The organism is Rhodohalobacter sp., assembly GCF_034521535.1.
GTDB lineage: Bacteria > Bacteroidota > Rhodothermia > Balneolales > Balneolaceae > Rhodohalobacter.
This window is the reverse complement of the sequence record NZ_JAXHMF010000003.1, coordinates 1-8,272: the sequence shown is the minus strand read 5'-3', so window position 1 is coordinate 8,272 and position 8,272 is coordinate 1. Positions and strand designations below refer to the sequence as shown.

4 protein-coding genes are annotated in these 8,272 nt (G+C 44.7%); 3 read left to right on the top strand and 1 reads right to left on the bottom strand.

Annotated features, from left to right (window positions below; genetic code table 11):
- Positions 1–303: 303 nt before the first annotated feature.
- From U5K35_RS05790 to U5K35_RS05780, 3 genes are all read left to right on the top strand, one after another.
- Positions 304–1,671: an efflux transporter outer membrane subunit gene (locus U5K35_RS05790; protein ID WP_322570532.1), complete on the top strand. Its 1,368-nt coding sequence runs from the start codon at positions 304–306 to the stop codon at positions 1,669–1,671.
- A 189-nt stretch (positions 1,672–1,860) separates the two neighbouring features.
- The gene (locus tag U5K35_RS05785; protein WP_322570531.1) at positions 1,861–3,027 is read left to right on the top strand and encodes an efflux RND transporter periplasmic adaptor subunit; all 1,167 of its coding nucleotides are present in this window, start codon (positions 1,861–1,863) and stop codon (positions 3,025–3,027) included.
- Positions 3,028–3,032: 5 nt separating this feature from the next.
- A complete protein-coding gene (locus U5K35_RS05780; protein ID WP_322570530.1) occupies positions 3,033–6,143 on the top strand; it encodes an efflux RND transporter permease subunit in 3,111 nt (1,036 codons plus the stop codon).
- A gap of 429 nt (positions 6,144–6,572) precedes the next feature.
- Here U5K35_RS05780 and U5K35_RS05775 read toward each other — a convergent pair whose 3' ends face one another.
- Positions 6,573–7,634, bottom strand: coding sequence for an NAD(P)/FAD-dependent oxidoreductase (locus U5K35_RS05775; RefSeq protein ID WP_322570529.1), 1,062 nt, complete (start codon positions 7,632–7,634; stop codon positions 6,573–6,575).
- Between the last annotated feature and the right edge of the window lie 638 nt (positions 7,635–8,272).

The following is an 8,272-nucleotide window of genomic DNA, read 5'->3' as shown; positions in this document are numbered from 1 at the left end:
CAAGACGCAATTCTTAAACAAAGCGTAACTTATGACCCTTCCCTATGCAAAAAACATGGGCGCAAGTGACATCCTTTTTTAAAACTCTTAATAACTCCCATAAACTTTCTTCTCTCTGAGATTGTTTGACAGTACAGTTCATGGTAAATAAAAATCTATATCCAAATTGTCTTCTTCAAAGTTCATATAGATTCTATGATTAAGTTCTCCATCAGAAAAGGACATTACACTTAAAACCGACAAACAGAAATTTTAAGCAGAATTTTACCGATGCCCCGAAATCACTCAATAAAAAAACTTTTCTTGCTTCTGGGCATCGCTGTACTTGTATTAAATGGCTGCAGAACTCAGGAAGAAGTATCGAATCCTGTAGAAATTCCGGATTCTTTTTCAGAGTCGGGAATGGAAGTGCTGCCAGCTAAATGGTGGACATCCTTTGAGGACAACCGATTGAATACGGTAATTGACAGTGCCTTGACTTCAAACTTTACATTACTCACTGCCTGGGAAAGATTGCGAGCCGCTGAAGCTGTGGTTGATCGCGAATCTTCTCTCCTCTTCCCCACCCTGGACGCATCCGGTTCTGCACAAGCCGACCGATTTTCTGATAGTTCACAGGATTCTGAGCAGATTCAACTCGGGCTTTCTTCCTCATACGAAATTGACCTCTGGGGGCGCATCGGCTCAACCATAGATGCTGAACAATTTCGAGCCCGGGCCACTCTTTTTGATTATCAAACCGCAGCGTTAAGTCTGACGGCAGAAATTGTACGCACATGGTATCAACTTGCGGATGCGCAGAATCAGCTCGAACTGGTAAATGAACAGATTGATACAAACCTGACCGTTCTTCAGCTCTTAAAAAATCGTTTTGAAATCGGGCAGATACAAAGTGTGGATGTCTTGCGGCAGCAGCAATTGGTTGAGGCCACACGAGAGCAGCGAACCTATGCCGAGTCACGAGTTCAAACATTGGAAAATCAGCTGGCTGTTTTATTAGGCAAGCCCCCTCAATCAGGAATTGATTTCAGCCCGGAAGACCTCCCGCAACTCTCTCCGATTCCGAGCACCGGTGTCCCCACGGATCTTGTTCAAAAACGGCCGGATGTTCGCAGTGCATATGCTTCTTTGCAGGCTGCCGACAATGATCTGGCCGCAGCGATCAGTAATCAATATCCACGTTTGACAATCTCTGCGTCAGCATCAAGCGCTTCAGAAAGTGCCGGTGCACTCTTTGAGGACTGGGCGATCTCTTTTGCCGGAAATTTGCTGGCACCCATTTTTTACGGAGGAGAGTTGCGAGCCGAAGTTGATCGAAATGAAGCTGTTAAAAATCAACGATTGTATGAGTACGGACAGACGATATTAACCGCTTTCCGGGAAGTTGAAGATGCCTTGATCCGTGAAAAGAAACAGGTTGAGAGTATCGACAGTATTGAACGACAACTTGAACTGGCCAGCCAGGCGTACCGGCAGCTTCGGCTTCAATATTTGAATGGAAGCGGCAATTACCTGGATGTACTAACAGCACTGGATGGCATTCAACAATTACGCCGGGATCTTTTATCGGCCCGATTGACGTTAGTAGAGTACAGAATCTCGCTTTACAGGGCTCTTGCCGGCTCATTTGAGACAGAAAGGATGGCTGAGGTTAATGAATCCCAAATGTAGCCAGCTGTTTGGTCACTTAAGCTGTACACGATTACCAAGTATAGATACACTGATTCTGACTGTACATAACCAAATGTGCAAATGGTACAATTGCCTATCAAGGAATGCTTATAGAAGCTTTTTCGCAAACGAATCGAAATCGATTTATCGAAGTAGAGTAAAAAAACATTGTTAATTAGTCTTGGTGTTTTGTTAGCAGGGGCAGCGATCATCCTGTTAATATTTAACACTGAACCGGAGGCCCAGCGAACCGGTGCTACCAAAGAGACGGCTATGCTTGTAAATACTGTTCAGGTAGAGAAGGGAAACTTTACCCCAACGATTAGCGCCATGGGAACCGTCGTACCCTCGCAGGATATTACGTTAAGTCCGCGTGTGAGCGGGGAGATTATTCAGTTGTCAGAAAATTTCACACCGGGTGGTTACATAGAAGAGGGAGAAATGCTGATGCAGATCGATCCGGCCGACTACCAGAATGCACTTCAACAACGGCGAAGTGAGCTGGAACAGGCTAAAACAGACCTGACTATTGAGATGGGACGGCAAAATGTTGCCCGCCAAGATTATGAACTTCTTGACGACTCCCTGGAAAATGAAAATAAGGCATTGGTACTTCGGGAACCTCAGCTGAATGCGGCAAGATCAGATGTTCAGTCCGCCGAGGCTGCAGTTGAACAAGCAAAACTAAATTTAGAACGAACAACCATTCGGGCACCGTTTGATGCCTATATCTTATCGCGCAATGTGAATGTAGGATCGCAGGTCACTCCTTCAGACAATCTTGCCCGCCTGGTAGGACTGGAAACCTACTGGATTGAAACAACCGTTCCGTTGCGGGATCTCCGGTGGATTGATATTCCTGAAAATGGAAATGGCGGTTCACCGGTAACCATCAGGAATCGAACAGCATGGAATGATGGAGAACATCGAAAAGGAAATCTTTTCCGATTGGTAGGTGCACTTGAAAATGAAACCAGGATGGCAAGAGTTTTAGTAGAAGTTCCCGACCCTCACGGATATCTGAGCGAAAATGGCGACCAGCCCCGATTAATGATCGGTTCTTTTGTAGAAGCGAATATACAGGCCCGGGAACTCCGGGATGTGGTTCGGTTAAACCGCGATTATATACGCCAGGATGATACCATCTGGGTGAATGAGAATGATACACTCCGTATTCGAAATGCCGAGATTCTCTTTCGGGATGCCAATTATGCCTACATCACTGAAGGCCTTCAAGATGGTGAACAGGTTGTAACCACAAATCTGACAACCGTTGTGGATGGTTCTCCCCTCAGACTTGAAAGTTCCACAAATACCACTGCAATGGCTGATTCTACATCGGCAGGAAACATTTGATAAATATGACGGAAGACGAATCAAAAAATACAAAGCAAAGTAATACCTCCGGGGCCATTGCCTTTATGGCCAACAACCCGATCGCTGCCAATCTTCTTATGATTATTCTCATCGGCGGCGGTATCTGGACGATGTTCAACATCCAAAAAGAGGTGTTTCCTCAATACCAGCTGGATTTTGTTGAAGTGAGTGTGGTATACCCCGGGGCCTCTCCCGCCGAAGTAGAACAGGGAATACTACGGCCCGTTGAAGAGGCCATTCGCGGAGTTCAGGGAATCAAAGAAGTAACTTCAGAAGCACAAGAGGGATCAGGTCAGATATCTATTGAGTTAGTTGTTGGTACCAACCGGATGAAAACGTACCAGGATATAGACCAGGCTGTAAACAGGATTCGAACGTTCCCTGATAATATCGAGGAGCCCGAAGTTCAACTTCAGACGAATCAGCAGGAAGTGATGACAATTGGACTTTATGGAGATGCCAATATCTGGACACTCCGTAAACTGGCAGAGAATGTTCGGGATCAGCTTCTCAGTGACGAAGAAATCACCCAGGTAGATATTGGAAATGTACCTGATTACGTAACACATATAGAGATTCCGAGAGATCGGCTACGTGAATATGGATTAACTCTCGGTGATATTTCCAACCTGATTGCCCAGTCGAGCGAAGATATCCCGGCCGGTGCTGTTGAAACCAGCGCAGGTGAAATTTTACTACGCATGCAGGAACGCAAGCAGTGGGCTGATGAATATGAAAATATTGAACTGATTGCATCCGAAACCGGCGGAACAGTTACACTTGCCGACATAGCTGACATTACAGATGGTTTTGAGGAGACCGGATTTCACGGGGAGTTTAACCGGCAGCCAACGGTTGACCTGGAAATCTATCGAATCGGGAGTCAATCCCCTCTTGAAATTTCTGAGGCTGTGGTCAATATACTTGAACAAGCACAGCTAAATTTTCCGCCGGGTGTACAGTACAGAATTGACAGCAGCGCTGCGGAAGATTTCCAGGAACGGCTCTATTTACTCATGGAAAATGGAGTGCTTGCTATCCTGATTGTGATGGTCATCCTGGCACTCTTCCTTGAATACAGGCTTGCTTTCTGGGTGATGATGGGAATGACTATCTCTTTTATAGGAGCTGTTCTCTTCCTGCCTCTTGCAAATCTGAGTATCAATATGATCTCCATGTTTGGGTTCCTTGTGGTACTGGGAATTGTGGTGGATGATGCGATTGTAGTTGGAGAGAATGTGTATGAGTTCCGGGAGCGCGGAATGAGCTTCCTGGATGCGGCCATTGCAGGTGCCAAAGATATGGGGCGTCCGGTTACATTCGCTATTTTGACCAACATCATTGCGTTTGTCCCCCTCCTGTTCATGCCCGGAGTTACAGGAAAATACTGGTGGCCGCTGCCTGCAGTTGTCATTATTGTACTGACTGTATCGCTGTTTGAAGCTCTCTTTATCCTCCCCGCCCACCTGGCTCACAGCAAGAAAAAAGATCGGTTTAAAATTGGAAAGATCGTTCACAAGTATCAGCAGAAATTTGCTGATCGTTTTAACCACTTTGTAAACACCAAATACCGGGGTTTTCTTGAACTCTGCCTCCGAAACCGATACATCACCTTAAGTGTGGCTGTTGCACTGCTTTTAGTTGTGGGCGGATATGGATACAGCGACCATATGGGAATGGTAATGATGCCAGAAGATGCCGCCGATGAGATTGAAACCGGGGTGAGGCTTCCCGTGGGAACAACACCAACCCAGGCCGCAGCCGTAGCCGAGGATATTACAGAATCTACACACAGGATGTTTGAGGAACACAACCTGTTTGAAGTAGCTCACGGGATAAAAACCAATGTTCGGGGCCAAAGTTTTATTGACGTTGAAATTGTACTGAAAAACCCGGATGAACGAGATATGACCGCCCAGGAAGTTATTGAGCTCTGGCGGGATCAGATTGGAGATATTCCAGGGGTTGATCAGATGACATTTGAGGCCGAACGGGGCCCCGCCGGCTATCTTCCGGATATCAGCGTAGATTTAAGCCATTCAAATATTGAAGTTCTTGAAGCAGCCAGTGAAGCTTTTGTTGAACGTGCAGAGCAATTTACTGAAACCCGCGATGTAAACGACAATTACAATCGCGGCAAAACCCAGTTCGACTTCCGGCTGCTTCCGGAAGGGCGTAAACTTGGTCTGACTCCTGAATACGTGGGGCAACAGTTGCGGGATGCCTTCTATGGTGCACTGGCAATGCGTCAGCTTCGGGGAACCAACGAGATTGAAGTGCGGGTTAAATTACCCCGTTCGGAGCGGCAGGATATCTATCACCTGGAAGATTTTGTGGTACAGACACCCAATGGTACGGAGGTTCCTCTTCTGGATGTGGTAAGCATTGAAGAGGGCGAAGCATTTACGAACATCAACCGGCGAGACGGACGTCGTGTTGTAAGCGTAAGCATGGATGCTGAACCTGCCAATGCCGTTTCAAGAATTCTTGAATCCATTCAAACGGAAACACTGCCACAGTTACAGGCCGATTTTCCCGGAATTACCTGGAGTTTTGAAGGCAGCCAGGCAGAGATGCGGGAATCCACCTCAGCTCTTTGGGGAAGTTTTATGTTGGCTATGTTTGTGATCTACGGATTACTGGCCATTGCATTTGGCAGCTATATTCAACCTTTAATTATAATGGGGGCTATTCCATTTGGAATTGTAGGTGCGGTGATTGGCCACATCCTATTAGGATACGATCTTTCTCTTGTAAGTCTGATGGGGGTCATTGCTCTCTCCGGGGTGGTTCTGAACGACTCGCTGATTATGATCGACTATGCCAATAAACAACGAAAAAATGATCACAGCCCGTTTGAAGCCATTCACGAAGCCGGCCTGCGGCGTTTCCGCCCGATTATGCTCACCACCTTCACCACCTTTGGCGGGTTAACCCCGATCATCCTGGAACAATCACGACAAGCCATCCAGTTGATCCCGATGGCAATCTCACTCGGGTTCGGTATCGTCTTTGCGACTTCCATCATTTTGGTGATAGTGCCTTGCCTCTACATGATACAAGATGATGTGATTTCTCGTTTTCAAACAGCTTGATTTTTTGATTGTTGTCGTTGAAAATCATCAAATGAGTGTTCAAAATCACAATCCTTTTATTAGCAGATCAAAGATCGTATATCGCATATCTCCAGAATCGTATATCATTTTTTAATCCCCCGTCTGGCGCAAGTGTTCAGCGAAGCGTTACTTGTGCCCCTTTCCCTTTGCACAAAAGCTTGGGGCATGGTTTCGAAGAGCTTGATTTCTGATTGGAGATTTTTGATTTATGATATTCGATCTGATTTTTAAAATCACATATCATCTTTGATCCAAAGGCCTCTTTACTCCTTCTCAACTTTAACCTGGTCTTTTATAGAAGTTGCTCAATATATTTATCCATGGCTTTTTATAGTATGAATCGTTCGTTGCTAATCAACAGTAAATCGTGCACCGGTTATACTCAAGACCGCCAGGCATCTCTCATAATCAGGAAAGAATTTTTTTTAGTTGCCGGATTGTACGGCGGGCACTTTCTACAACACCATCCATATAGCCTGGGAATTCAGTTGCCGTTTCAGATCCTGCAATCAGTAGTCGATTATCAAAAAGTGGTTCTTGGAATCTTATGTGACCATTGTTTTGATGGGGTATAATATGCTGTTCGTATTTGCTGTAGGAAAAGGACTCTTTTTGCCAAACTAATTCCCGGTAGGATTGGTAGCTGTCAACCTTATCTCCATAAAATCGGCGGAGCTGCTCCATGACTAACTGTTTTCGTTGATCACGAGCTACCGCATGGTAGGCATTGTTCATAAATCCTTTAAGAGCAAAATGGGTGTTATCAGAATGATCGTACATTTCATTAACAGGTCCCACATTGCTGAAGATTGTGCCACTGGACTCCGGATTTCGCCAAAAGGGTTTATCAAACGTCATCGCAATTTTTATCGAATCGGCCATCCAAGTGTGTGTCTGTGAAGCGATATCTGTAAACTTTTCAGGTAGAGAGGGAGAAAAATCAATACTATCGACCAAAAGCTTAGGGGGCAGTGTACTGATTATATAATCAGCCTTAAAAAAATCGCTTTCAGTTTTAATTTCTAACTTCGTACCGGTTTTCCGAATAGTTTTTACTGTTTGACCTGAATGAATTTGGCCTTGATGAAGACTGTTGGCCAATTTTTGAATGATCCTGTCTGTGCCACCCTCAATCCGATAACTCGGTTCATCATTAGGAGGCAACTCCACAAGCTGCGGTGGTGAAACCGACATGGGCTCATAGTATGCTTTATCTCCCATATACTGCTGGTAAATGTCAATATCTAATTCATCCAGTAATTGCAACAAATTCCGATGTTTTTTACCCAACCAGGTGGCTCCCATCTCAATAGGAGGCTCATGATCTGATCTTAATGTATAAATGCGTCCGCCCAACCGGTTCCTGGCTTCCAGAATTTGAATATTTCTTAATCCTTCTTTTTGGAGCCAATAAGCTATAAGCAGACCAGAAAAGCCTCCACCAATGATGACAATTTCAGGGGTTTTCATAAGAGTATTTTGGATTTAAATCTTGAAAAGATGCCAAAAGTAAAGAATCGATTTTGTTGATACAACCGTTCATAACTGAGGACTTACCCCATATTTATAATTTAAAGTTATTATAAGTTTTATGTCCTTTTGTCTTGATACAAAGAACGAAAAATCAAGGCTGTGAATTGGCGGCGGACACAGTTCACCGTGGAATCCTTCAATGGTCCATCACGCTTTCAGTCCTTAAATTTCGCCTCACCGTATGAAGGATTCGTTCACGGTTCACTCGTTGTCCTTCTCCCAACATTCAAGGCCTATTAGACTCCGATAATTACTATTCAACTAAAGAAATTATAAATATCTGATTACATTCATCTTAGCTATCTGTTTGTGATGGTTAAACCGCGTATTAATGAGGACAGTTCTCGCGTCATCTGTGCGATTCTTTTCTTTATTTTTGGCTTTCCTCCTTCCCATTCATCAACCTGTAATAATACTATCTTGAATGCGCTTCTTATTTACAATGACCTGTTTTGCCGGTTGACTTAAAAAAGTGACTTTTCCCATGAGAGATCCCTGGTGAAGCGCCTGGAGCATGCAATTACTGAGGCTCAGGAAGACAGGCAAATTGAAAGCCCTTCAAATGTTACCATGAT